Origin of the sequence: Bacteroides sp. L10-4 (assembly GCF_013373675.1) — a bacterium.
Classification (GTDB): domain Bacteria; phylum Bacteroidota; class Bacteroidia; order Bacteroidales; family Bacteroidaceae; genus Bacteroides; species Bacteroides muris.
The window spans coordinates 141,747-164,735 of record NZ_JABXJH010000002.1 but is presented as its reverse complement, the minus strand read 5'-3'; the positions used below and the strand labels follow the sequence as shown (position 1 = coordinate 164,735).

35 protein-coding genes are annotated in these 22,989 nt (G+C 44.7%); 27 read left to right on the top strand and 8 right to left on the bottom strand.

Going from position 1 to position 22,989, the window contains the following annotated elements:
- Positions 1-219: 219 nt before the first annotated feature.
- From HU824_RS01765 to HU824_RS01750, 4 genes are all read right to left on the bottom strand, one after another.
- On the bottom strand, positions 220-1,032 hold the full coding sequence (locus HU824_RS01765) for a copper homeostasis protein CutC (RefSeq protein WP_136009428.1): 813 nt from the start codon (positions 1,030-1,032) through the stop codon (positions 220-222).
- An 86-nt stretch (positions 1,033-1,118) separates the two neighbouring features.
- Complete coding sequence (gene rny / locus HU824_RS01760) at positions 1,119-2,657, bottom strand: ribonuclease Y (protein ID WP_176467879.1); 1,539 nt, start codon at positions 2,655-2,657, stop codon at positions 1,119-1,121.
- Between the two features lie 125 nt (positions 2,658-2,782).
- A complete protein-coding gene (locus HU824_RS01755) occupies positions 2,783-3,073 on the bottom strand; it encodes a cell division protein ZapA (RefSeq protein WP_148356360.1) in 291 nt (96 codons plus the stop codon).
- 14 nt (positions 3,074-3,087) lie between these two features.
- A complete protein-coding gene (locus HU824_RS01750; RefSeq protein ID WP_176467878.1) occupies positions 3,088-3,381 on the bottom strand; it encodes a hypothetical protein in 294 nt (97 codons plus the stop codon).
- A 547-nt stretch (positions 3,382-3,928) separates the two neighbouring features.
- Between HU824_RS01750 and HU824_RS01745 the strand changes: the two genes are divergently transcribed.
- From HU824_RS01745 to HU824_RS01725, 5 genes are all read left to right on the top strand, one after another.
- Complete coding sequence (locus HU824_RS01745; protein ID WP_136009432.1) at positions 3,929-4,303, top strand: DUF2141 domain-containing protein; 375 nt, start codon at positions 3,929-3,931, stop codon at positions 4,301-4,303.
- A gap of 17 nt (positions 4,304-4,320) precedes the next feature.
- Positions 4,321-4,944 carry a hypothetical protein gene (locus HU824_RS01740; RefSeq protein ID WP_176467877.1) on the top strand — a complete coding sequence of 208 codons (624 nt, stop codon included), beginning with the start codon at positions 4,321-4,323 and terminating at the stop codon, positions 4,942-4,944.
- Between the two features lie 164 nt (positions 4,945-5,108).
- The gene (locus HU824_RS01735) at positions 5,109-5,723 is read left to right on the top strand and encodes a hypothetical protein (protein ID WP_255260436.1); all 615 of its coding nucleotides are present in this window, start codon (positions 5,109-5,111) and stop codon (positions 5,721-5,723) included.
- Position 5,724: 1 nt separating this feature from the next.
- Positions 5,725-6,015, top strand: a complete 291-nt coding sequence (locus tag HU824_RS01730) for a transcriptional regulator (protein ID WP_176467875.1) — start codon at positions 5,725-5,727, stop codon at positions 6,013-6,015.
- Positions 6,016-6,080: 65 nt separating this feature from the next.
- Complete coding sequence (locus tag HU824_RS01725; protein ID WP_176467874.1) at positions 6,081-6,659, top strand: nucleosidase; 579 nt, start codon at positions 6,081-6,083, stop codon at positions 6,657-6,659.
- 4 nt (positions 6,660-6,663) lie between these two features.
- Here HU824_RS01725 and HU824_RS01720 read toward each other — a convergent pair whose 3' ends face one another.
- Positions 6,664-7,023, bottom strand: a complete 360-nt coding sequence (locus HU824_RS01720; protein ID WP_136009437.1) for a YbaN family protein — start codon at positions 7,021-7,023, stop codon at positions 6,664-6,666.
- 35 nt (positions 7,024-7,058) lie between these two features.
- On the opposite strand from HU824_RS01720, the gene HU824_RS01715 reads away from it, so the two are divergent.
- The 4 genes from HU824_RS01715 (at position 7,059) to HU824_RS01700 (ending at position 9,752) form a co-directional block, all read left to right on the top strand.
- Positions 7,059-7,931 carry a pyridoxamine kinase gene (locus tag HU824_RS01715; protein WP_016273219.1) on the top strand — a complete coding sequence of 291 codons (873 nt, stop codon included), beginning with the start codon at positions 7,059-7,061 and terminating at the stop codon, positions 7,929-7,931.
- Between the two features lie 14 nt (positions 7,932-7,945).
- On the top strand, positions 7,946-8,779 hold the full coding sequence (locus tag HU824_RS01710; protein WP_176467873.1) for a phosphodiester glycosidase family protein: 834 nt from the start codon (positions 7,946-7,948) through the stop codon (positions 8,777-8,779).
- Between the two features lie 108 nt (positions 8,780-8,887).
- The gene (queD, locus tag HU824_RS01705) at positions 8,888-9,220 is read left to right on the top strand and encodes a 6-carboxytetrahydropterin synthase QueD (protein ID WP_005826426.1); all 333 of its coding nucleotides are present in this window, start codon (positions 8,888-8,890) and stop codon (positions 9,218-9,220) included.
- Positions 9,207-9,752: a radical SAM protein gene (locus HU824_RS01700; protein WP_176467872.1), complete on the top strand. Its 546-nt coding sequence runs from the start codon at positions 9,207-9,209 to the stop codon at positions 9,750-9,752. Before queD ends, HU824_RS01700 begins: the two co-directional genes overlap by 14 nt.
- Before the next feature lie 201 nt (positions 9,753-9,953).
- Here HU824_RS01700 and HU824_RS01695 read toward each other — a convergent pair whose 3' ends face one another.
- The 3 genes from HU824_RS01695 to HU824_RS01685 all read right to left on the bottom strand — a co-directional run bounded on the left by HU824_RS01695 (position 9,954) and on the right by HU824_RS01685 (position 11,138).
- Positions 9,954-10,184: a hypothetical protein gene (locus HU824_RS01695; protein ID WP_176467871.1), complete on the bottom strand. Its 231-nt coding sequence runs from the start codon at positions 10,182-10,184 to the stop codon at positions 9,954-9,956.
- Between the two features lie 245 nt (positions 10,185-10,429).
- Positions 10,430-10,756: a hypothetical protein gene (locus HU824_RS01690; RefSeq protein WP_176467870.1), complete on the bottom strand. Its 327-nt coding sequence runs from the start codon at positions 10,754-10,756 to the stop codon at positions 10,430-10,432.
- Between the two features lie 7 nt (positions 10,757-10,763).
- Positions 10,764-11,138: a helix-turn-helix domain-containing protein gene (locus HU824_RS01685; protein ID WP_176467869.1), complete on the bottom strand. Its 375-nt coding sequence runs from the start codon at positions 11,136-11,138 to the stop codon at positions 10,764-10,766.
- A gap of 133 nt (positions 11,139-11,271) precedes the next feature.
- Between HU824_RS01685 and HU824_RS01680 the strand changes: the two genes are divergently transcribed.
- The 18 genes from HU824_RS01680 (at position 11,272) to HU824_RS01600 (ending at position 22,988) form a co-directional block, all read left to right on the top strand.
- Positions 11,272-11,469 carry a hypothetical protein gene (locus HU824_RS01680; RefSeq protein ID WP_217994155.1) on the top strand — a complete coding sequence of 66 codons (198 nt, stop codon included), beginning with the start codon at positions 11,272-11,274 and terminating at the stop codon, positions 11,467-11,469.
- Positions 11,466-11,726, top strand: a complete 261-nt coding sequence (locus tag HU824_RS01675) for a hypothetical protein (protein WP_176467868.1) — start codon at positions 11,466-11,468, stop codon at positions 11,724-11,726. The genes HU824_RS01680 and HU824_RS01675 overlap by 4 nt, the downstream gene beginning before the upstream one ends.
- 54 nt (positions 11,727-11,780) lie before the next feature.
- Positions 11,781-12,005, top strand: coding sequence for a hypothetical protein (locus HU824_RS01670; RefSeq protein WP_176467867.1), 225 nt, complete (start codon positions 11,781-11,783; stop codon positions 12,003-12,005).
- Between the two features lie 3 nt (positions 12,006-12,008).
- Positions 12,009-12,569, top strand: coding sequence for a response regulator transcription factor (locus tag HU824_RS01665; protein WP_176467866.1), 561 nt, complete (start codon positions 12,009-12,011; stop codon positions 12,567-12,569).
- Between the two features lie 23 nt (positions 12,570-12,592).
- A complete protein-coding gene (locus HU824_RS01660; RefSeq protein ID WP_176467865.1) occupies positions 12,593-13,045 on the top strand; it encodes a hypothetical protein in 453 nt (150 codons plus the stop codon).
- A gap of 31 nt (positions 13,046-13,076) precedes the next feature.
- Positions 13,077-13,421: a hypothetical protein gene (locus HU824_RS01655; RefSeq protein ID WP_176467864.1), complete on the top strand. Its 345-nt coding sequence runs from the start codon at positions 13,077-13,079 to the stop codon at positions 13,419-13,421.
- Positions 13,421-13,609, top strand: coding sequence for a hypothetical protein (locus HU824_RS01650; RefSeq protein WP_176467863.1), 189 nt, complete (start codon positions 13,421-13,423; stop codon positions 13,607-13,609). Before HU824_RS01655 ends, HU824_RS01650 begins: the two co-directional genes overlap by 1 nt.
- A gap of 1 nt (position 13,610) precedes the next feature.
- Complete coding sequence (locus HU824_RS01645) at positions 13,611-13,952, top strand: hypothetical protein (protein ID WP_176467862.1); 342 nt, start codon at positions 13,611-13,613, stop codon at positions 13,950-13,952.
- 3 nt (positions 13,953-13,955) lie between these two features.
- Complete coding sequence (locus tag HU824_RS19480; RefSeq protein ID WP_217994154.1) at positions 13,956-14,180, top strand: hypothetical protein; 225 nt, start codon at positions 13,956-13,958, stop codon at positions 14,178-14,180.
- Positions 14,174-14,539 carry a hypothetical protein gene (locus HU824_RS01640; protein WP_176467861.1) on the top strand — a complete coding sequence of 122 codons (366 nt, stop codon included), beginning with the start codon at positions 14,174-14,176 and terminating at the stop codon, positions 14,537-14,539. Before HU824_RS19480 ends, HU824_RS01640 begins: the two co-directional genes overlap by 7 nt.
- Positions 14,540-14,792: 253 nt before the next feature.
- Positions 14,793-15,098, top strand: a complete 306-nt coding sequence (locus tag HU824_RS01635; protein WP_176467860.1) for a hypothetical protein — start codon at positions 14,793-14,795, stop codon at positions 15,096-15,098.
- A gap of 20 nt (positions 15,099-15,118) precedes the next feature.
- Positions 15,119-15,478, top strand: a complete 360-nt coding sequence (locus HU824_RS01630) for a hypothetical protein (RefSeq protein ID WP_176467859.1) — start codon at positions 15,119-15,121, stop codon at positions 15,476-15,478.
- Positions 15,479-15,544: 66 nt separating this feature from the next.
- The gene (locus HU824_RS01625) at positions 15,545-15,823 is read left to right on the top strand and encodes a hypothetical protein (RefSeq protein WP_176467858.1); all 279 of its coding nucleotides are present in this window, start codon (positions 15,545-15,547) and stop codon (positions 15,821-15,823) included.
- Between the two features lie 19 nt (positions 15,824-15,842).
- Entirely contained in the window at positions 15,843-19,094 is a 3,252-nt protein-coding gene (gene dnaG, locus HU824_RS01620) for a DNA primase (protein ID WP_176467857.1), read from the top strand.
- Positions 19,095-19,524: 430 nt separating this feature from the next.
- Positions 19,525-20,022, top strand: a complete 498-nt coding sequence (locus tag HU824_RS01615; protein ID WP_176467856.1) for a transcriptional regulator — start codon at positions 19,525-19,527, stop codon at positions 20,020-20,022.
- Positions 20,023-20,095: 73 nt separating this feature from the next.
- Positions 20,096-20,509 carry a hypothetical protein gene (locus HU824_RS01610; RefSeq protein ID WP_016273238.1) on the top strand — a complete coding sequence of 138 codons (414 nt, stop codon included), beginning with the start codon at positions 20,096-20,098 and terminating at the stop codon, positions 20,507-20,509.
- A 51-nt stretch (positions 20,510-20,560) separates the two neighbouring features.
- A complete protein-coding gene (locus HU824_RS01605; protein WP_016273239.1) occupies positions 20,561-21,478 on the top strand; it encodes a S49 family peptidase in 918 nt (305 codons plus the stop codon).
- A gap of 19 nt (positions 21,479-21,497) precedes the next feature.
- Positions 21,498-22,988 (top strand): hypothetical protein, encoded by a 1,491-nt coding sequence (locus tag HU824_RS01600; protein ID WP_255260435.1) that lies wholly within the window; start codon positions 21,498-21,500, stop codon positions 22,986-22,988.
- Position 22,989 lies beyond the last annotated feature (1 nt).

Here is a 22,989-nt window from a genome sequence, read left to right as displayed (position 1 = left end):
AGTTGCAGTCTGATTCAGCCTATAGTCATTTAAGACTAGTGTCAAAGTTAGTTCACTGCAACTCTACTTTTCAAATATACACTTATATTTTGTTGTGATATTTAATACTGCAAATGTAAATGTGTCAAAACCCTCTTTTTAACAAAATCACCCTTGCTACAGATATCTGTGGCAGGGGTGATTTTCATATTTTTGGTGTTTTGACACCCCGTTTTGAAGTTACCCTTGTTTGTATTTTGTAGGACTATCTTTGTCCTCCTCCCCATGAGGAGGGGCTAGGAGAGAGGTTTTCAATGCTCCGATTGTTTGCCTTACCCGTTCCGTCGTAGTGATGGTGTGTGTATATTCATCAATATGTACCGTTCCTCCCATAGAGACGTTGGAATTATGATAGAGCATGGAACTCTCGATATTCTCCCTGGCGGAGAAATGGAACTCGCGGATACCGGTTTCTCGGGCAATGTGGGCTATGTTGGTTTCATTCACCCCACAGCCTGCCAATAGAATGATTCGGCCTGCTGCTTGTTGTTGGAGCTCTTCTAGCAGAGGGATGCCTTGCTCTGCTGTAGATTGCTGTCCGGAAGTTAGGATGCGGTTGCATCCTAATGCGATAATATCTTCTATTGCTTTTCGTGGATTTCTGCATACATCGAAAGCACGGTGGAAGGTGACGGACATCCCTTGTGAGGCTTTCATAAGTTGCTCCATCAATGGGAGGTCTACATCTCCTTCTGCCGTCAGGCAACCGAACACGACTCCGTCAGCGCCTAGACGGCGGGCATTCTCTATGTCTTTCAGCATGATGCGCTGTTCGGTGGAGGAGTAAAGGAAGTCTCCTCCGCGAGGACGGACAATGATATGCAATTTGGTCTGCTGCAATACTTCCCGTGCGATGAGGATATCGCCGTATGAGGGGGTTGTTCCTCCCTCGGGGATGCCTGCACATAGTTCTACTCGGTCTGCTCCGCCGGCTTGTGCGGCAATGCAACTCTCTACGGAGTTGGCACAAACTTCAAACTGATAATCTTTCATTTTTGTAAAGTTATGGTTATAGTGCAAAAATAAGAAAAGGGTGAATATGAATTCACCCTTTTCTGCATTTATTTTCTTTTCCGATGTTACTTTGCGTAGCTCACTGCACGCGTCTCGCGGATAACGGTAATCTTCACCTGGCCCGGATAAGTCATTTCATCCTGAATCTTCTTGGCGATTTCGCCGGAAAGACTCTCCGTCTGCTTGTCGTCAATCTTGTCGGCACCGACAATGACGCGCAACTCACGACCTGCCTGGATGGCATATGTCTTTGTCACTCCCGGATAGGACATGGCCAATTGTTCAAGGTCGTTCAGGCGCTTGATGTATGCTTCTACAATTTCGCGGCGTGCTCCCGGGCGTGCTCCTGAAATGGCGTCGCATACTTGTACGATGGGGGCCAGCAGGCTGGTCATTTCCACTTCGTCGTGGTGGGCACCGATGGCGTTGCAGATGTCCGGTTTTTCCTTAAACTTTTCTGCCAGCTTCATACCATAGAGTGCATGCGGCAATTCCGGTTCTTCATCGGGCACCTTACCTATATCGTGCAGCAGTCCGGCACGTTTTGCTTTCTTCGGGTTGAGTCCCAGCTCTGATGCCATCACAGCGCAAAGATTGGCTGTCTCGCGTGCATGCTGCAAAAGGTTCTGGCCGTACGAAGAACGGTATTTCATCTTACCGATAATGCGGATAAGTTCCGGGTGCAGACCGTGGATGCCCAGGTCGATAGTAGTACGTTTACCGGTTTCGATGATTTCCTCTTCTACCTGCTTGCGTACTTTGGCAACTACCTCTTCAATGCGTGCCGGATGGATACGTCCGTCCGTCACCAGCTGGTGCAATGCCAGACGTGCAATCTCACGGCGAACCGGGTCGAAGGCTGACAATACGATAGCTTCCGGAGTATCGTCTACTACGATTTCTACACCGGTAGCGGCTTCCAGAGCACGGATGTTGCGGCCTTCGCGACCGATGATACGTCCCTTTATTTCATCTGATTCGATGTGGAACACGGTTACTGAGTTTTCAATGGCTGTTTCCGTAGCTACACGCTGGATGCTCTGTATCACGATGCGCTTGGCCTCTTTGCTTGCTGTCAGCTTGGCGTCGTCCATGATGTCGTTGATGTAGGACTGGGCCTGCGTTTTGGCTTCTTCCTTCAGGGATTCCACCATGCGCTCTTTGGCTTCTTCGGCAGAAAGTCCGGAGATAGCTTCCAGTTTTTCTATTTCCTGGCGCTGCATGTGCTCCAGTTCTTCTTTCTTCTTGTCTACGATGGACAGCTGGGCTTCTAGATTTTCTTTCACGGCTTCTGCTTCCATCTTCTTGCGCTGGATTTCTTCCTGGCGTTGGTTCAGTACCAATTCACGTTGTTTCAGCTTGTTTTCTGCCTGCTGTATCTTTTGGTTACGTTGGGCCACTTCTTTTTCCAGGTCTGCCTTCTTGTTTAAGAATTTTTCCTTTACTTCCAGCAACTTGTTCTTCTTAATCACTTCCGCTTCCGCTTCCGCATCTTTCAGGATACCGTCGTATTTGTTTTTCAGCCCGTGCTTGAAGAACAAGTACGAGGCAAACCCTCCGACAATGAAGCAGGCAATGGATAATACTATTGTAACTACTGTCATTTTATTAATTTGTTTTTAATATATAAATAAAAAAGCACTGCATAAAAGCTTGCTTCGATGAAGGGCAAACTTTTGTACAGTGCGCGAATTTCTCTCTTTTACCGACCCGACGGAGGGATTGCAGCTTATTGTTCCTTGAAATAGGTCTCCAATACCTCTGTCAGTTCCTTTATTTTAGCTGTATAGGGTTCAGTATCATTACGATCCTTCAACCGAAGGTTTTCTAAAGCGAACTGATAGGCCACCATAGCTATAATTCTCTCTAGAGACACATTCAGATAATGCTCCCGATACGCATTGAGTCTGATATCTACCTGCTTGGCGGCTTCTCTTACCATTTCCTCGTCCTCACGGTTGATTGTGAGAGGGTAGGAGGCTCCTGCCATCTTCAGGTTTATCTTTATTTTATCGTTCATACATCCTCTTTTCTTTATTCATTCAACAAAGCGATGCATTTATCGATTTCACGCACTAATTTGGACAATCGCAGTTTCGTCTCTTTCACGTCGCTGCCGTTAAGGCTGATTGTCATAGCTGTTTTTAGGTTCGTGTAGTTAAGTTCCAGTTCGCGGTATTCAGCCTGTACCTTCCCGTATTCTTCCTCTTTGGCTTTAAGAAGTTGCTTTAGCTCAGTATTTTCGCGTTTTAATCCATCGTGCAGATAGATTAAATGCCGCAGTCTGGCTTCAAAGGTACTTAATAGCTTCTTTTCTTCGTCTGTCATTACTACACCAAAATTGTACACAAAAATACGATTTACTTGGAGATTACAAAAACTTTTCGGAGAAAATGTGCTGTAGAGGTATCGAAATAACCGAAATGGCCTATGAAAACCTGGTTTCGGGGGATTGAAAAAGGGGCGGACTGTTTATCAAAAGATAGGATATGTGTGGGACTATTGGTTTTCTGCAAGGATTCTCTTCCTTTCTTTTCAAACGCTTAGTATTTCTGTTGCTAACTATTAATCGTCCGACAGTTGTTGAATTATCGTCCAACAACTGTCGGACGATAATTAGACATATGTCGGACGATAATAAAACGGTTATCGGACGATTAATAGTTAGTAAGGCAGGAATTACTTTTTGCTGTTTTCGGAACTACTGCTTGGGAATGATTGGAATAACCTACAGTAAAGTAGGATGCAAAGAAATAAATAAAATAATTTATATAATAGTTTGGTTTATAAAATAAACTAATTATATTTGCATTGGAGTTCGAACCTAAAAAGTGTTTTTATTAATATGTGTGTAACTTTAAAATGAAGTGTGATTATGAAAACAATGGGTTATAAAGGTATGGTAATCGTTCTTTTTAGTATGTTTGTAGTGGGTGTGTCGGCGCAGAGTGTTCTGACGCTGAAAGTGACGAATGTTCCTTCTGCCAAGGGGAAGCTGATGGCGGCTACCGACAAGGGGCAATATAATATGGTGGATGCCGCTGTGAGCGATGTCGTGCTGGAGCTGAAGGATGTGCCTGCGGGCAAGTGCAAAATTTACGTCTATCACGATGAAAACGGTAATTACCGGCTCGACAGAGAGGACGGAGTACCGATGGAGTATTGTGCCATTGTCGATTGGGAGGTAAAAGAAAATACGGAGACGGTGGTTGTGCCGTTGGTGGATGTCCGAAAGGGAATGAAGAAGTAATCATATCGGGTATAATTATGAAAGATAAAGAATTGAACGAGAAAGAGAGTTTGGAACTTATCGCTCGAATGATACGCAATACGCGTCGCAACCTGGATACGGGTAGCGGAAATGGTTTTTTAGTGTGGGGATATGTAGGTGTGTTGGTGACTTTGGCCGTATGGGCAGGTGTCACGTTTACGGGCAATCCTGTCTGGATGTGGGGATTCTGGGGGATTCCGGTTGTGGGGTATCTGTTGATGTTCCTCTTATTGCGTAAGCGGCAAAAACCTGTGAAGTTTTATCTTGACAAGATACTGGAGCGGGTGTGGGGGGTGTTCGGGATGGTATGTATGATGGGGGTGCTGGCGGCAACGGATGCCGGACATTACGAAACTATTCTGCCTTTGTGTGCCATCTTCTTCTCGTTGGGCAGCATCATTACGGGCTGCATCATTCGCTATACTACGTTTTTTATCTTCCCGCTGTTTGGCTTTTTATGGGGGCTGAAGAATTTGTTGTATACTTGGGGAGAAGTGCCTTTCCTCTCATCCCTGCTTTGGTTTGTCGGTGTACTGGTATTTTCGCTGATTATTCCCGGGCATATACTGAATTATAAGGCGCGGAAAGAAAATCGAAACGGAGAGTGGGGTGAAGTATGATGACACGAAACAGTGCTTTAGACAAATTCCTGCTTTCCCGAAAGTTTATTGTGTGTATAATTGTTTTGCAATTTATTCTATTGCCGATTGCTACTAAAGGATTTCGGTGGGAGAACATCAGTGATCTGATAATTTATACCTTGAGCCATGCACTTATACAAGGGATGTATCCTTATGCGTGGACTTTTCAGATTGTTTCCCTTGTCATGCTGATGCTGCTTGTGCTTCGGCGCGTGACGATGTCGCGCTGGTTTATGTTTTATGTGGGAGGTTGCTATGTGCTGTATGCCATTGTACAGAATGTGGCAGTAACAGATAAATATGGTTTCAGCATAGTGACGGTCAATGTGGTGATGATGCTCTTGGTTGCCCTGCTTTGGATGAGGGAAGCCTGGCGGGGGAGCAGCAGGCTGACCTTCGGCAATCTGAACCGAAGGACGGCATGGCTGATACCCGTGGCACTCTTTTGCCTATGTTGGCCTATGGACATGATGCGTGGCGCAGAACCCGATTTCAGCCCGATACATCTGTTTGCCGGAGGCTCGGCGATGGCATTTTGTCCGATGACTCCGGTTTTTCTGGTCCTGCTTCTATTGAGTAAAGAAAATATTGATTTAACTTTGCTGCGGGTAACGGCGTTGGTGGGGTTTATCATCGGCTGTTATAACATGGGCAATTTTGCAACCGATGCAGGGTTTTATTTGGGATTGTATCACCTTCCTTTGGTGGGAATATCTCTCTATGCATTGTTGAAAAGTAAACGGAAGAATAAAATTTGATATGTTTAAAGAACTGAACCCTTTGCTTCACAGTGAACTGCGGCTTGCGGTGATATCGTTGCTCATCAGTGTCGAGGAAGCGGATTTTGTCTATATCCGTCAACAAACGAAAGCTACGGCAGGAAACCTCAGTGTGCAGTTGGATAAGCTCAGCAAGGCGGGTTATGTGGAGATAACAAAAACTTTTAAAGGAAAAATGCCTTGTACGCTTTGTAGGATTACTCCGCAGGGAGTGGATGCCTTTGAGGAATATGTAGAGTCATTGAAATCTTATCTGGTGGGAAAATTATGATTTTCCTGAGAATTTGATGAGGTTGATGGAAAATGGCAGTGTCTGATTAAAAACAATGAATTGATATGAGAATCTTGGTTACTTATGCCGTACAAGGCGAATTTACTGAATTGAAATTTCCCGGACTGATGGGGGAGGAAGAGGTGCAGATTGGCTATCTCCGTACCGGCGTGGGAAAGGTGAAATCGGCTTTTTATCTTTCGGAAGCAATAAACCATGTGCAACCTGACCTGGTGGTCAATGTGGGTACGGCAGGGACTATCTGTCACCAGGTAGGAGATATTTTCGTATGTCGCCATTTCGTAGACCGCGATATGCAGAAGCTGGTGGAGCTTGGTATGGAGCATGAGATTGATTCAACGGATTTGTTGTCCCAAAAAGGATATTGTTTGCACTGGCCGGCAGGCGGTGTATGCAATACGGGGGATACTTTCCTGACAGAACTCTCGGATGTGTCCGGTGATGTTGTGGATATGGAAGCCTATGCCCAAGCTTTAGTATGCCGTGCCAAGAATGTTCCTTTCATTTCGGTGAAGTACGTGACGGACATTATCGGACAGAACTCCGTGAAACATTGGGAAGACAAGCTTGCCGATGCCCGGAAGGGGTTGGGAGAATTCTTTGAAAAATTGGGAGGAATTTAGCACGTTACCTCAACGTCTTGAATGACAGAATATGCCAAGTCACCCCCACAGCGACAAGAAACAATACTATCTTTATTTCTGTTAGTGGAATCAGGAAGAAGATGCAGTAAACCATTGTTCCCCACATCAGCAGTAGGGAGATGATTTTGGCACGTAGAGGGATGGCTTTGTTCTCGCGGAAGTTGCGGATGTAGGGGCCGAGGCATTTGTGGTTCAGCAGCCATTGGTACAGTCTGGGTGAGCCTCTGAAATAGAGCGTAGCCGTGAGCAGCAGGAAAGGCGTAGTGGGCAGCAACGGCAGGAAGATACCGATGATGCCGAGTGCCAAAGAAAGTGTTCCTAAAATGATGTAGACTGTTTTCATGCGGCAAATGTAGGAAAAATAATAATATAGATAATATGTATGCGAATAAAGTAAAGAAGGTTGTTGCCGTCCACGACTTGTCGGGAGTCGGACGGGTGTCTCTGACGGTGGTCATTCCCATTCTTTCGTCTATGGGTTTCCAGGTGTGCCCGTTGCCTACAGCCGTATTGTCAAGCCATACCCAGTATCCGGAATTCTCTTTTCTGGACTTGACGGATGAAATGCCGAAGATTATTTCCGAGTGGAAAAAGCTGGAAATGCAGTTTGATGCCTTTTATACTGGCTATCTGGGTTCTCCGCGGCAGATACATATTGTTTCTGACTTTATTGATGACTTCCACCGACCGGACGGTCTGGTTGTGGTAGACCCGGTGTTGGGCGATAACGGACGGCTTTATGCGAACTTCCACGAGTCCATGATTGATGAAATGAAACATCTCATCACCAAGGCCGATGTCGTTACTCCCAATCTGACGGAACTGTTCTATCTGCTGGGCATTCCTTATAAGGAGATGAATACGGATGAGGAGTTGAAGTCATATCTTCGCCAGCTTTCCGATTGTGGTCCCGAAGTGGTGATTATTACCAGTGTGCCTGTATGGGATGATAAGCATAAGACGTCCGTATATGCCTATAACCGGAACGGTAACCGCTACTGGAAGGTTACGTGTCCTTACTTGCCGGCCCATTATCCCGGAACGGGGGATACGTTTACCAGTGTCATCACCGGAGCACTGTTGCAAGGCGACAGTTTGCCCATTGCCCTGGACCGTGCCACGCAGTTCATTCTGCAAGGTATCCGTGCTACTTTCGGATACGAGTACGACAACCGTGAAGGTATACAGCTTGAAAAGGTGTTGCATAATCTCGACATGCCGATTCAAATCTGCAGCTATGAATTAATTTAAACCAATCCCATCTTATGAAAAAGAAAATATTCCTGGCAGTGTATCTCTGTTACGGCATGTTCACAGCAATGGCGCAGACTGCTGCCGATTCTCTTGCCATCGTTTCTGCCACCTGGCAGACTGAGCCCCTGCAGAAAGGGATGCTTTATAAAAAGGCAGTATTCAGTTCTTTGTATGGAGTTCCTCAGGAAGTGTCCATTCTTGAAATATCCCCGAAGCGCTACCGTTTTGATGTGCTCGTCCACAATCCCAAGGAGGAGACCAGCGTAGCCGCCCGGCATGCAGGTGCGGTGGCGGCCATCAATGGTTCCTATTTTGATATGAAAGCCGGTAATTCCGTCTGTTATCTGCGTAAGGACGGGGTGGTGATAGATACTACCTCTACCGGGGTTCTGGCAACAGTGTCCAATGGAGCTGTGTTCATAAGGAAGGGCAGGCTGGAACTGATTCCCTGGAGTAGGCAGGATGAAAAGACGTGTACTTTGAAAAAGGGCACTGTGCTGGCTTCCGGTCCTTTGATGCTGAAGGACGGGCAAATGTGCGACTTGTCCGGGACTAACCGGAATTTTGTAAATACCAAGCATCCCCGCAGTGCTGTGGCGCTGACAAGAGAAGGAAAAATCCTGCTTATTGTTGTTGACGGACGTCGGAAGGGAAAATCGGAAGGTATCAATATACCCGAGCTTGCCCATATGATTCGTATATTGGGTGGGGAGGATGCGTTGAATCTGGACGGCGGTGGTTCTTCTACGCTGTGGAGTGGGGCGTTGCCGGATAAGGGAATAGCCAATACCCCGAGTGGCAGTGCAGAGCGTAAGGTTGCCAATTCTCTTTGTGTGTACGAATAAGTTAGGGAAGTAAATGGATAAATCTTAAGTTTTTTGTAATTTTGCCGTCGCATCGAGGTGACATTAGATGCGATAACTTATATTATATTAATTAGCGTATTAACAAGTATGTACACAGTCATCAAACGCATGGAAGTGTCGGCTGCCCATAGCCTGAAACTTTCTTATCGCAGCAAGTGTGAGAATCTGCACGGTCACAACTGGATTATCACTGTCTATTGCCGTTCCAAAGAGCTGAATGCGGACGGAATGGTGGTAGACTTCAGTCACATCAAGCAGGTGGTAAAGGAACAGCTGGACCATCACAATCTTAATGAAGTGCTTTCCTTCAATCCCACAGCCGAGAACATAGCCCGTTGGATATGCGACCAGATACCCACTTGCTTCAAGGTAGAGGTGCAGGAGTCGGAATCAAACATTGCCGTCTATGAGGAAGATTAATGAGATATTCTACAGTTTGCAGGGAGAAGGATACCATACGGGTACTCCGGCTGTCTTTATCCGTTTTTCCGGTTGTAACCTGAAGTGCCCCTTTTGCGATACGCAGCATGAGGAGGGAAGATGGATGTCCGATAAGGAGATTCTGGAGGAGGTCGGAAAATATCCTGCCGCTACCGTGATACTGACCGGTGGAGAACCCTCCCTTTGGATTGACCGTGAATTTGTGGATTGTCTGCACCAGGCGGGAAAGTATGTCTGTATTGAAACAAACGGTACCCGTCTGCTGCCGGATAATATAGACTGGGTGACCTGTTCTCCCAAGCAGGGGGCAAAGCTGGAAATTACGCGTATGGATGAAGTGAAGGTGGTGTATGAAGGGCAGGATATTACTGTTTATGAGCAGCTGCCTGCCAGGCATTTCTTTCTCCAGCCTTGCTCTTGCAGCAATACAGCCGAAACGGTGGATTGCGTGATGAAGTATCCTAAGTGGAGGCTTAGTTTGCAGACACATAAGCTGATAGATATCCGGTAGGCGTTTATAAAACGACAAAGGCTGTAAGCATTGCTTACAGCCTTTATCGTTCATGCACGGGAGGAGAGGCTCGAAGTACAACGACAATTTGTTGTCTTCTTGTTATCCTTGATTGTCAACATGCTACGAATTTATACCTTGGTTATTAATCTGTTGCAGTGTCCGAAATTTGTCCGGGGATAATTCTTGTAATTAGTTGATTTACTGCATTTGCTCTATCACTTTTTCGATATTTTCCAATTTATTCTTCAAAACAGATTCTAAATTGGAAATGGCGGCAGTTTGCATGAAAGCTCCCAAAAGTTCGGGGTGATTCTCTGCATAAGAAGAATCATTGAATTTGTCATTGATAATCTCGATTGCAGAGGTCATGTAGAAGGTTGCTTCTTCTAAGGACTGCTGCTGAAGTTCTGAATACGATTTCCTTTCCATAATTTTATACTTTTCTATAATGTCCTTTTATTAGCTATTCTATTCCTTCATTTTTGCATTGTTATTTAAAACTTAGTTATAATGGAAGACCAAAAATTGAGAGAATTGTGTGTTTCGTACGCTATGCAATTGATACAAGAACAATCGAAGAGAGACCTTGCTCTATCTCTTACTCCCATAGACCTTGCAGATAGAATTTATCAGTATATCAAAACTGGGAACAAAGATGAGCGCTTGGTTAAATCTTAGATTTTTCCTTTGATGCTTTTCAATTCTCTTTCTACATCATTGTACATGTTATATACGTTCTGATGGATAGGAATTAGATATTCATCTGCATACTGAATTATCTTTTTTTCTATGATAATTTGATTGTCAATTGTACGTTTCATGTGTGCTACTAAATTTTCAGTAGCACTTTCTTCTTTCTGTTTCAGTTCATTTATTTCTTGTTTCAGCTCTTCGTTTTTAGTATTAAGAGCGTTAACTTCACTTCTGAGAAGTTTTATTTCGTTTAAGATTTCCTTTAACGACAAATCAACTGAATTTTCATTTTTCCAGAGCAATCCCATTTCTTCACTACTTATTCATTAATATCTGAATCGTTCTCTCTTTCTCGCTTATCACCCTTTCCTTTTCTTCCAAAAGGGCATTGAGGTGGGCTATCTCCTTTTGACATTCACTCAAAGAAATGTTCCCAGATACTTTGTTGCCATTGCCTTTAACCTGATGACCAATATTTATTTCTGTAGTATCAATTTCCCTGTCAAAAAAGTAATCTAAACTACATTTTAGTTCATTAGCCATTTTTTCTAAAATATTAGATGTAGGGTTTGCAGTCAATCTGAAATAGCCATAAAGAGTTTGTTCTGCTATCCCTATCCGTTTACTAAACTCATTTTGAGCTATTCCTTTAGATTCTAATAAATCTTTGAGCTTCTGTCCGTTAAACATAAATATTATTTATACAAAGTCTAAATATTAAAATATAATAGATTTTATCGCTAAAATATAATTTATACTATAAAATATATATTAGCTTTGCAGTATAAATATAGCACTAATAATCAAGATAAATATTACAATAATGGAGAAATCTACAAAAATGGTATTTAGAGACCATTATGACAAGCTGTCTGATGTTCAGAAGGATATTCTCAGGAAGAGGGTTCTTGAGGAGAGTGGAATGGCTTATGCCACTTTTTACTACAAGTTACGTACAGATTCGTTCAAACCGCTTGAAATGAAGCTAATTACTGAAATCATAAACTCTTTATTTAAATGATGAATGAATATATTGAAGAAACAATCCGAAGAATGGATGCTGGACTATATAAATTTGGCGATGTGATATTCGAATATGAAGGAATCCCAATAATATGTTATATAGGAAAAGATTCTGTTACCGAAGGATATATAGGATGGGATTTAGAGCGCAACAGATTAGTCTTTTTTACACATAAGAAAGAAGAGGATAGTGTTGAAGAAAGAACTTGTATGATTAATTTTAAAAAGATAAAGAATTATTTCCACAAGAAATGAAGAACTATTTGAGAGCATTTTTGTGATTCGATAAAACTAAATGAAAATAATATTATGGATAAGAAATTTATTACCGCCCAAGAGGCAAACGAAAAAGCCAAGGCTTACTCGGATATTGAGCGTATATGTGAACAGATTGAACGTGCAGCTGAGAAAGGCAATTTCAGAACTTATTTAGAAGTTATTACTCCAAAAGACCAGGCAAAATTGGAAATGCTTGGATATACAGTGACAGAGAACCCCGATGGGAAGTTTCCTATTAGCATCTCGTGGAAGTGACGTATGGAGGCAATATCCAACATCGAGTTCTACAACACGCCCGAAGGGGATGTGATGATGAAGGAGTTTGGACAACCAGCGGTTGTACTTAAGGATTCCGATAGGCCGACCATTGAATATATGCTTTCTGTTATCCGGGATCGATATCCAAAAGCACATGCCCGACTGATGCAGCTCTATTCTGCCAGCACCATGAACCGGTGGCATTATGAATTTCGGGTAGTCCACCGTTTCATCCGCTGCAACTTTGGCGAATATGACCAATATAACCTTGACATCAACAAAGATGGTCTGTTTGTATTCGAGGAGGTCAAATGCCCGTTACGGGGTGAATGCGAACATGAAGGCGTGATTTGCCGTCCGGAGCTTAATACAACATTGACAGATCGCGAGATGGAGGTGTTCCGGCTCATAGCCTCCAACTGCCAGACGGATGATATTGCGGCAGAACTGCATATCTCGCCTTGTACGGTAAACCGCCATCGGGAGAATATTAAAGCGAAAATCAGGGTTCGTAATGTCGCTGAGATGGTTTCTTACTGGCATCAGAACCAAATGAAATAATTAACCTATAAAATAAAATGAATATGGAATTGAATATTGAGAAAGCGAAAGCATTGTTTCCGGATGCGATTAAATTGCAGCTTCGTATTAATGGACCGGCTACTGTTGTGGATATACGCCGTTTGTTGCCTAATAGTGTCGTCATGTTATCCTGCAAGATTAGCAAGAACTACGCGAATGTCATTTACAGCGAAGGAGCTGCGAAACGTATGTTCCCGGATGTTTCCAAACTCTCCGGAGAAGTGAGCATTGATAAACATCGTATTGCCTATATCTATAGGGATGGCAAGAGAAAAGGTGTCAAACTTTTGCTGAATTTCCTTCCGAAGGCAGATAGGCGGATTATTGATATTCTGGAGATGTCATTCGGGGATAAGATGGTGCAAGTGAGTGAGTATGCTGAGTGCGATATGGGTTGCATCTTCTTTGAGAATACAGAATCGGAGGATGTGGAAAGGGTCTTGTTGGCCTATTGAATGAGTAATGGAAAATGTAAATGATATGACTATGAGATACTTTATAGACAACATCAAGACTTATTCCAATGTCAACAAAAAGGGCAGGGCATTACAGATATACGTGCAACAGTTTGACCGACATCTAATTGCTGACGAATGTTCTTTGGATGCACTGAAGTGTGACATCGAGCACCAGATTAAGGTTATGAATGAGAAATACCCACGCAGCCGTCCGGTTCGGCTCGAGGTATATGAGAATGCCAAGGGTGGGCAGTGGACTATTCTTGTGGAGCATGACAGTGACAGTATTGTTTGTATCATATCCTATAAAAAGGTGATGGGCTATTATGCCTTTGCAGATAAGGTAGATGAATTTGCAAAAATAGGACAGTGATGAGTAATGTGATTGTTTTTTTATGGACATCTCTGATTGCATTGGTGGCCGCCCTGATACTATGTGTCTGGGCAATGCGGAGGGCATCCGACTTTCACCGATGCCTCTTTCTCTTCGATGCCATTGTGCTGGTGATAAATATTGGAGTGGTGGGTTTTGCAATCTGGTGGCTATCTAATATGCGGTAATATGAGAGATATGAAAATGACAGATTTCCCGACATATCCTTGGGAGACCCTTGACGTGTATCAGGACAACAGTTACTGTTACAATATCCGTCCTGGCCAACATGTCGTTGGAGATTTATTCGACGATTCCAAGACGAAGCTGGTATCATACAACAGAAAATCACATGTGCAGATAATCTGTGTATGCGACCCCTACAAGCCGCTTTTCTATGCGCGTGAATGTATGTATGGTGTATATTCGGCGTGGAAAGAAATCGAAGAGGACATCTTTAACCTGGAGCTGATGGGGTATTCTACCAAACAAAAATTCCCACCCCTATGTACATCACACCATTATTTTTAAAGTATGAATGAGAATGAATTAACCAAAGGTGTTTGCCGTATTTGTGGTTGTACCGATGACGATCCTTGCTTTAATCCACGAGTAGGCAATTGTTGGTGGATAGATGAAACCCACACCTTGTGTAGCCATTGCGCTGATGAAGAATTAAGCTGTGACCCTGAAACACGGCACTGCATTAATAGCACTTTTGAATCAGATGAACTAATAAAAAATGGAGATTTATGGTAACGAAAACAACATTCAAAAAGAAATTTCCGGACGTTAAGGTGCAGAAGCTACAGACCAGCGTTGTCTTCAGCAGGCAGCAGGTAGAAGAAACCGTATTGAAGATGTGCGATTCTCTCGGTGTCGGACTGCTTTATTACAATTATGCAAACAGATGGATAACCGTTTATACCTCCGAGAAAATGAAAAAGGCACTGGACTCAATGAAACCGGGTTCTGAGGTATTTCACGAACATTATGGTGTCTATGGTAAAGTGATAAGCGATAAGCCATTTGTCATTTGTGGAGAATTGTGTATCAGGGTTGACTTTGGGGGAATGCCTGACAGTGGAGCATATAGCTGTGTATGTTTTGTAATGTAATCGAATAAATATGAATATAGAACAATGGATTGGGGAGGGATTAGCTGTGCGCTTGTTTGTGCAATACCTATAGTGGACATTATCTGCGATACTGTAAAAAAAGTATTTGAGATGAAATATAAAAAAGGAGATGAAAACTAAGTTGATAAAGAAGCATAATCCGCAATCTTTTTTGGATGATTTGAAAAGGGTACGGGAGGTCATGGTTTACGCAGAGTGCACCAACTCCTACTATCAAATCTAAAAAAAAGACTTGCTGAGAGATGCTGAAAGGAAAGCAATCACATATTATATAACGGATACTAATATTTATTATAAAAAGGAATGTGATGGTAGTCATTTAACGAATAACAAAACAGATATGAACCCAATGGATAATGAGTTACAATGCAAGAGATGTGGGAAGCCGATAAAAGGTGGTTGCTACAATGCTCCCGATGGACCTTTTTGTGTGGATTGCTGGGAAAATAAAATCAGCGAAAAAGCTAAAAAGGATTATGAGAAACAAGCCTTAAAGAGATTGCAGGCTATTGGTTTCGGTTTTAAAACAAATCAGTAATGAATAAAAAAGAAATATCAATGAAAAAAGGTCAGAAGGTGCGCATCCTGCGTACCAATCAGGTAGCGACAATCGTCGAAGTGGAATTGATTCATAAAGGTGGTAAGGTACACCGCTACTGCCATCTGAAGACAGATGAAAAGTCATATTTGTGGTTGGATGCCTCAGAACTGGGGAGTGTGGTGGAGGAAGTGAAGGTCTCGGTAGTTGATGACTGGAACCGGGAACTGCACTTGGTTATATGCCAGGACTACTCCAAGGATAAGATAACACTACATCTTACCGGCAAGAATCCGGATAATCTGAAGGAGGCTTCCGGACTATATGCGAGACTGATGAACTTGTTCATTGGGAGCCTGAAGGAAACGCGGGAACTGTAGGAGCAGATAACGTCCTTGATAACTCTCCTATAAAACAATTCTTTTGTACCCTTCAATGTTTAAAACATGGACTTGCTTCAATATCTTCCGGACGATAGTCGATCCTGGATTCAGTCTTATATAGAACAGGTAGGAATGGAGAGGTTGACGGAATACTATGACAAAGTATTCATCGAGCTGTACGAGATGCTGCCCGGTGAATCTTTCCGGGTACTTGAAAAGGTCAGTCCGGAGAACTATGGCCTTTTCATGAAATGCGTGTATTCATGCTTGTGTGAGTTTGACTTGTATGATATATGCAGCTATTATATCGAAGAACAAGGTACTGTCATTCTTAGAAGGTAGTACCCGAATATAATATACAATGATAGACGAAAGAATCATAGAACAAATCTTAGACCGTGCTGATATTGTGGATGTAATATCCGGTTACGTCGATCTGAAGAAGAAAGGAGTAAATTACCAGGCGTGCTGCCCTTTCCATAAGGAGAAGACCCCCAGTTTCTTCGTGAGCCCGGCACGCGGCACCTGGCACTGTTTCGGATGTGGTAAGGGCGGCAACGCCGTCGGTTTCTTGATGGAGCACGAGACGATGAGCTATCCGGAGGCCGTCAGGCACCTCGGCAAGAAATACGGCATAACCGTCGAGGAAGAGAGGCTGACTCCCGAGCAGGAACAGGCACGCATGAAGCGCGAGTCGATGTTCGTAATCAACCAGCGGTGCGCGGAGCATTTCCGCCAGAATCTGCTGGACCCGGCCAACAGGGCTGCCGCCGAATATGTCAAGGGGCGCTGGGGGCTGGAGTATGCCGAAGAGACGGGCATTGGGTTTGCGCCCGACAAATGGGATGATTTGTTGAACTTCGCGCAATCGGCCGGTCTTTCCATAAACTTGATGAAGGAGATGGGGCTGCTATCGGACAACAAGGAAAAGGCTAAAGAAAGGGGGACGGAGATTAGGACTTTCGATGGTTACCGTAACCGCATAGTTATTCCCATACGCGACCGTTTTCGACGGATTATAGGCTTTACCGCACGTGACATGTCCGGTGAGAAGGTGGCCAAGTATATCAATTCGGCTGAAAATGAAATCTACCATAAACGTGATTCAATTTTTGGAATTGATACGGCCATACGCCAGGCTGCCAAAGAAGATAAATTCTATTTGGTGGAAGGGGCACCCGATGCGATGCAGCTTCAGCGTATTCGTGTCAACAACGCTGTTGCCCCTCTTGGAGGCGATTGGACTGAAAGCCAGATGGAGCAACTGAAGAAGTACGCCACTAAAGTTTGCTTCCTTCCGGATGCGGACCCGCCCAACCCAGATAAAGGTGAGAAACTGGGTGCCGGCATTCGCAACGTGATGCGTAACGGATTGCAGGCGATGAAGTGTGGGTTTGGTGTATCGGTCAAAGAGATACCACTTGGGGAAGCGCAGAGCAAGAATGATCCGGATACCTACTGTACGAGCATTCAGAAGTTTCAAGAACTGAAAGAGGTAGATTTCATTCCATGGTATGCCTCATATATATTCCAAGACATCAATACCACCGAAGAGCGAAGCGATGCTGTCAGCACCATCTGCTCCATGGTGGTCATGGTGAAGGACGAAGTCAAAGAGTCCATGTACCTCAAACAGCTCCAGTCATTCTATGATGACAAGAAGTTGTGGCAAACGGCCATTAAACGGGCCAAGAAGCTTGATAAAGCCAAGCAAGTCATTAATGAGAGCAAAAAGATAGACCGTGACCTTTATCAAAAATATGGCTTCTATGAAGAATACAATGCTTACTTTGCATTGGCTGGGGACAGTGGGAAAGCTGTGCAATGGAGCAATTTCACCATGTTGCCTCTATTCCACATCAAAGATTCCCTCCTGCCCAAACGTCTCTACCGAATCAAGAATCAAAACAAGCAAGAGGAAATCATAGAGATGAAACAAGAAGACTTGGTGTCATTGTCCAAGTTCAAGCAAAAGGTAGAAGGCCTCGGCAATTATATCTGGCTGGCCACTGAAAAAGAACTCACAAAGCTGAAGATGTTCCTTTACGAACAGACCGAGACTGCACTTGAGGTGACACAGCTTGGCTGGCAACGGCAGGGGTTCTTTGCTTTCGGCAATGGGTGCTTTGATACGGAGTGGCATGAGGCGGACGAATACGGCATTGTTCGGCTGAAGGGCGGCAACTTCTACCTGCCCGGTTGTAGCACCATTTACCGTGATGACGTGAAGCTGTTCCAGTTCGAGCGCAGGTTTGTGCATACGACCTACAACAATGTCAGCATAAGATCCTACAGCGAACAGCTGATACAAGTATTCGGTGACAATGCCAAGGTGGGCATCTGTTTCTTAATCGCCTCCCTTTTCAGGGACATCATATCGGGGCAAACCAAGAGCTTCCCCATCTTGAATCTGTTCGGCCCGAAAGGTAGCGGCAAATCAGAACTCGGTCACAGCCTGATGTCGTTCTTCATCATCAATAATAATCCGCCAAACATCCAGAATGCGACTATTGCAGCCTTGGGAGATGCGGTGGCACAATGCGCCAATGCGCTGGTGCATATTGACGAGTACAAGAATTCCATCGACCTTGACAAACGGGAGTTCCTCAAAGGCTTGTGGGACGGAACTGGCCGAAGCCGCATGAACATGGACCGGGACAAGAAGCGGGAGATTACGAGCGTGGATTGCGGTGTCATCCTATCCGGTCAAGAAATGCCGACAATTGACATCGCCCTATTTTCCAGGTTGATTTACCTGACCTTCACCAAAACGGAATTCTCCACGTCTGAGAAACAGGCATTTGACCAATGCAAGTCAATACGCGACTTAGGACTGTCGCACCTTACTTTGCAGCTGTTGCGCTACCGGTCAAAAATGGAGACGGATTTCACGTCCTCCTATCGCCAGTGTATGGGGGATTTGAATGAACGCTTGAAAGGCGAGAGCATAGAAGACCGCATCCAGCGGAACTGGGTCATTCCGTTGGCCGCCTTCCGCGCACTTGAAGCGGTGCTCGACGTGCCATTCACTTACCTGGAGCTGCTGAACATCTGTGTGGGCGGCATCATCCGGCAGAACTGTGAATGCAAGAGCAACAACGAACTGGCCAACTTCTGGAATGTGGTCAGTTACTTGCAGCAGGACGGTGAAATATTCTTAGAGTCGGATTTCCGCATTGATTATTTGTCCGGGCTGAAGACAAACAAGGTCAAGGACCTCGCTTTTAAGCAGCCACGCCCTATCCTGCGTATGCGCACAGACCGCATCTTCATGCTGTATAAGAAGTTCAGCAAACAGGTGGGAGATACCGCTTTACCGACTGAATCGTTGAATTTCTACTTGGAGAACTCCAAAGAATACCTGGGGGTACAAAACTCCGTCCGTTTCAAGAACATATTGAAGGGGGTAGAAGTAACCAAAGAATTGGAGGCCGGTGGACAAAAATATTATAAGAAAACCAGCGTGACCAAGCAGGCCCTCTGCTTCGATTACACGGAGCTGATGGCAAACTATAATATCAATCTCAACATTGATATGGGAATGCCTGACGAAGAGGAAGAAGGGCGGGATAATAAACCGCCGGAGGACAAAACTTCTCCATATAAATTTTAATGTCTATCATAGTTGTGCGGAAGCTCTTGCCTGTGAAGGTAGGGGCTTTTTTCTTGCCTTTTTGAGACAAAAAAGATGCTTTATTTTGGGGCAAAAAATGCTTCTACACTTTCTACACTTTCTACATCTTTATAAATCAGTGTTTTATGTTATAAAAAGATGTTCTACAAGCTTCTACAAATTTCTACAAAATGCTGCTTTTTTACTTTTCTTCTACAAAATGCCACTTTGTATAAGGTTTTTCTACACTTTTTCTTCTATATTGTAATAGTTATATTGTTGATATATAGGATGTTAAACGGTTTGTGGAAGTTGTAGAAGATGTGGAAGGCAAAATGTGCCTGTAAATTGGGGAACTATTTTTCTGACGGAACCAATCAGTTTCGATAAAAAGTTCACTATATTTGCTTATTAATAAATGACTTGAGCTATGAAACCTAATGTAATAATTGAACTCCAACCCTACCTTCACGATTACCTATATCATGAATTCGGATGCAGGCCTACTGATGAAGGTGTGAATGTGACTGCTGCCAATGATATTGGCAAGTTCATTCAGGCCATGGTCACTGTTACGGACAGACCGCCCAAGCAGGCTATCAAGGAGCATCCGATAACGTTGTATCTTCCTATTCAGGAGTGGAACCATTTTATTCTGCAGGAGAACTTCATCTATATACCGGAATGGAAACAGCGTATGCTCCAGAGCTATATCGAAGCCTCTTTCCGCATACGTGTACGGGAATACTTTGTTGCTGGCTATGAGAAGGGGTATAAGCAGGACCGGATTATCCGGGCGTTCCTGATGGCATACAATATCAAGAACAATGCCATCAATTACGATGCTGTCAAGAAGTTCGACTACCGTAATAGGCAGCGGATGGTCAAGGAGGTGAATAGGGATATTCAATTGTCGCTGTTCCCTTGACATTTTTTAGCAGATTAATTATTAAGTAAAAAGCAGATTTTCAGATAAATAACTCTTAAAATATAAGTGAGAAATGAATATCGGTGACAAACGTGCCCAAATATGTGCCATGGGATTTATTCCGGTTGCGGCCTCGGTGGTCAAAAATATGCCGGGTGTGGAAACGATTCAGGTTTCAGGAGAATGGACGCCGATTCCGGTCTCTTCCGGGGAGTTCAAGGAAAAGAACGTTGCCGGGGAATTGACGGAGCAGGAGCTGAAAGCGGTGGTTACTGATACGGGAGCCTTATTTTCCAATTCGCTGCGTGATTTGCTTTGCCGGGAGGGACTGGTCCGCTTGAAATTCACCAATGGTACCGAAAGGGTGGTGGGAACCGACCAGTTCCCGGTAGTGGTGACGCTTCAGGAATCTGGTTCTCCGGCAGCCTTTACCCTCTCTTTCAAGCGCAGCAGCCCTGAGCCGGCCAAAATATTGAAGTCCTTTTAAGCAGTTGGTGCCATCGTACCTTTGTATCGGATTAATAAGGTACAAAAGATAATGGCATTTTCAAACTTATATAGTGCAGTCTGCCGAGGCAAATGGTTCGTCTCCTTCCGCGAGGTGGAATCGAACTTGTTGCTTGTAAACAGACTGTTGGAGCATGGCATAGACAATCAGGATAATAGGATACTTGCCGACAGAGAACCAGTTCCGTTGATGATTGCGGCAGCGGGCGGCCGAACGGCAAGGCTTTCCGGTGGTTATGCTGACGCTCCCAAAGGCAGTACGGCTATTATTCCCGTTCATGGTACCTTGCTTAAATACGGTACCTATTGCAGCTATGGTACAATGGAGTATGCCGACCTCATCCGCGAGGCGGCTGATTCCTCGAATATTTCTTCTGTTTTATGTGACATCGATTCCGGTGGCGGTGCAGTGGATGCCATTGCACCGCTGGTCGATGCCATCCTTTATGCGCGTGGCAAGGGCAAGGCAGTGGTGGCTCATTGTGACCTCTGCGCTTCTGCCGCTTATTATGCCGCTTCCTATTGTAACGAAATCATTGCGGCCAATGAGGTGTCTGCCGAGTTCGGCAGTATAGGTGTGATGATGAGTTTTCCGGATTATGCCAAGTATTATGAGAGTGCAGGCATCAAGGTGCATACCATCTATTCCAACCTCTCTGATTACAAGAACGCTCCTTTCGAGGCAGCCAAGAAGGGGGATTATGCTTCCATCCGTGATGAGGAACTGGACCCGTTGGCCCGCGACTTCCAGGAGAACGTCAAGAAGAATCGGGGAAATTGCTTGAAGCTGGAGACTGAAGGATTACTTCGTGGCCGGATGTTCTATCATAGGGAGGCGTTGGAAGTGGGGCTGATAGATGCTATCGGTACCCAGGACTATGCCGTACAACGTAGCCGTGAGATTGATTCGGAAATGACAATAAACAATTATATCAACTCTAAATCATAGAATTATGTTTGCAAAAGTGATGAGTGTAGTGCTTGGGTTCTTGGGCATCTCTGCCTTTGCCAAGGATGAGAGGGGCAAATCTATCCTGCTCTCCTCTCAGGAAGAGGAACTGAAGAACAAGTACGGTACCGTATTCGTCGAAGCCTTCAAGAAGGACCTCGCCGAATTTGAGAAAGACGGCAGAAATGCTGAAAGTGCTGTGACCGATGAGGTGAGAGCGCAGCTGGAGGCTGAACGTGACAAAAATGCGCAGGAACTGGCAAAGGCACGCAAGGATTTGGCCGACCTCGATGCCAAAATAAAAGCGCAGGAGAAGGACATCGCCTCGAAGGATGCCCAGATTGCCAAGATGGCCAAAGAACCTGTACCGGATGCGGGGCAGCAGGTTGCAGGAGACAAGAACGAAATGGGTAGCAAGTTCAAGCCGGACATGAGCCTGGCACATAACCGTTATTTGGATGCCGCGTTCAAGGGAGCGGCATATAGTGGTAATTCGACCATTGAAACTACCGAGCTTCAGAAAGAGTTCGGTAAGTATGTTTCTTCCGAGAGGTTGGAAATACTCAAAGGGCTGATGGGTACCACGGAGTCCACCAAGTACATGTCAACTCTGGTGACGGACAAAACAGAGGTTCGTGCGCAGCAGGCTGCCGTTGATTCTGTTCTTCAGCAGTTCGTACCGAAGTGGACGCCTAAGGGCAAATCGAAGTTCACTCCGTTGACCATCAAGAACTACAAGTGCAAGATAAACGTTCCCATCACTCCGTCGGACATCATGGAGGATATCCTCGGTTATCTGTATGATGAGAATCTGAAGCCGGAAGATATGCCGGTAGTCAAGTATATCTTGTATCAGCTCATCTTTCCTAAACTGGACGAAGAGCGTGAGGTTGCTTTGGCGATCGGTGAGTTCAAGGAGACCAGTGCCGTTAAAGATGGGGATGCCGCTACGGATGCCAACGATGTGATGGATGGCTATGTAACCCAGCTCAAGAAGCTGAAGAAGGCTAATAATGATAAGATTACCTGGCTGCTTGACGGTGAAAAGCTGGAAGACGCGACCTTACTTGCCCAAATTGACAAGGCAGTGAGTGAGGTGAAGCCGCTGTATCGGAAAAAGACCATGTTTATCCATGCTGATCCGGATCTGGTGATACGTTACAGCAAGGCATACCGTAAAAAATATCCCTGGCTCAAGAATGAGGACGGTGAGAAAATCAGGGTGGATTTCTCCAGGTTCACGTTCGCACCGCTTGAGGGCATGCGCGGTACCGGAGCCTTCTTCATTACGCCGAAGGAGAACTTCAAGCATTTGCGCAGCCGTGACCCGCAGAGCGCCAAGGTTTGGATGCAGGGTGAGAACTACGACGTGAAGATATTCGCGGAATGGTGGGAAGCTGTCGGTTTCTGGCTGGCAGAAGCTATCTTCGCTTATCTGCCGCCTGAAGAAACAGACAGCTCTTCTGAGGCATCGTCCAGTTCTTCTTCCAGTTCCGGTGCAGGTGTTTAAC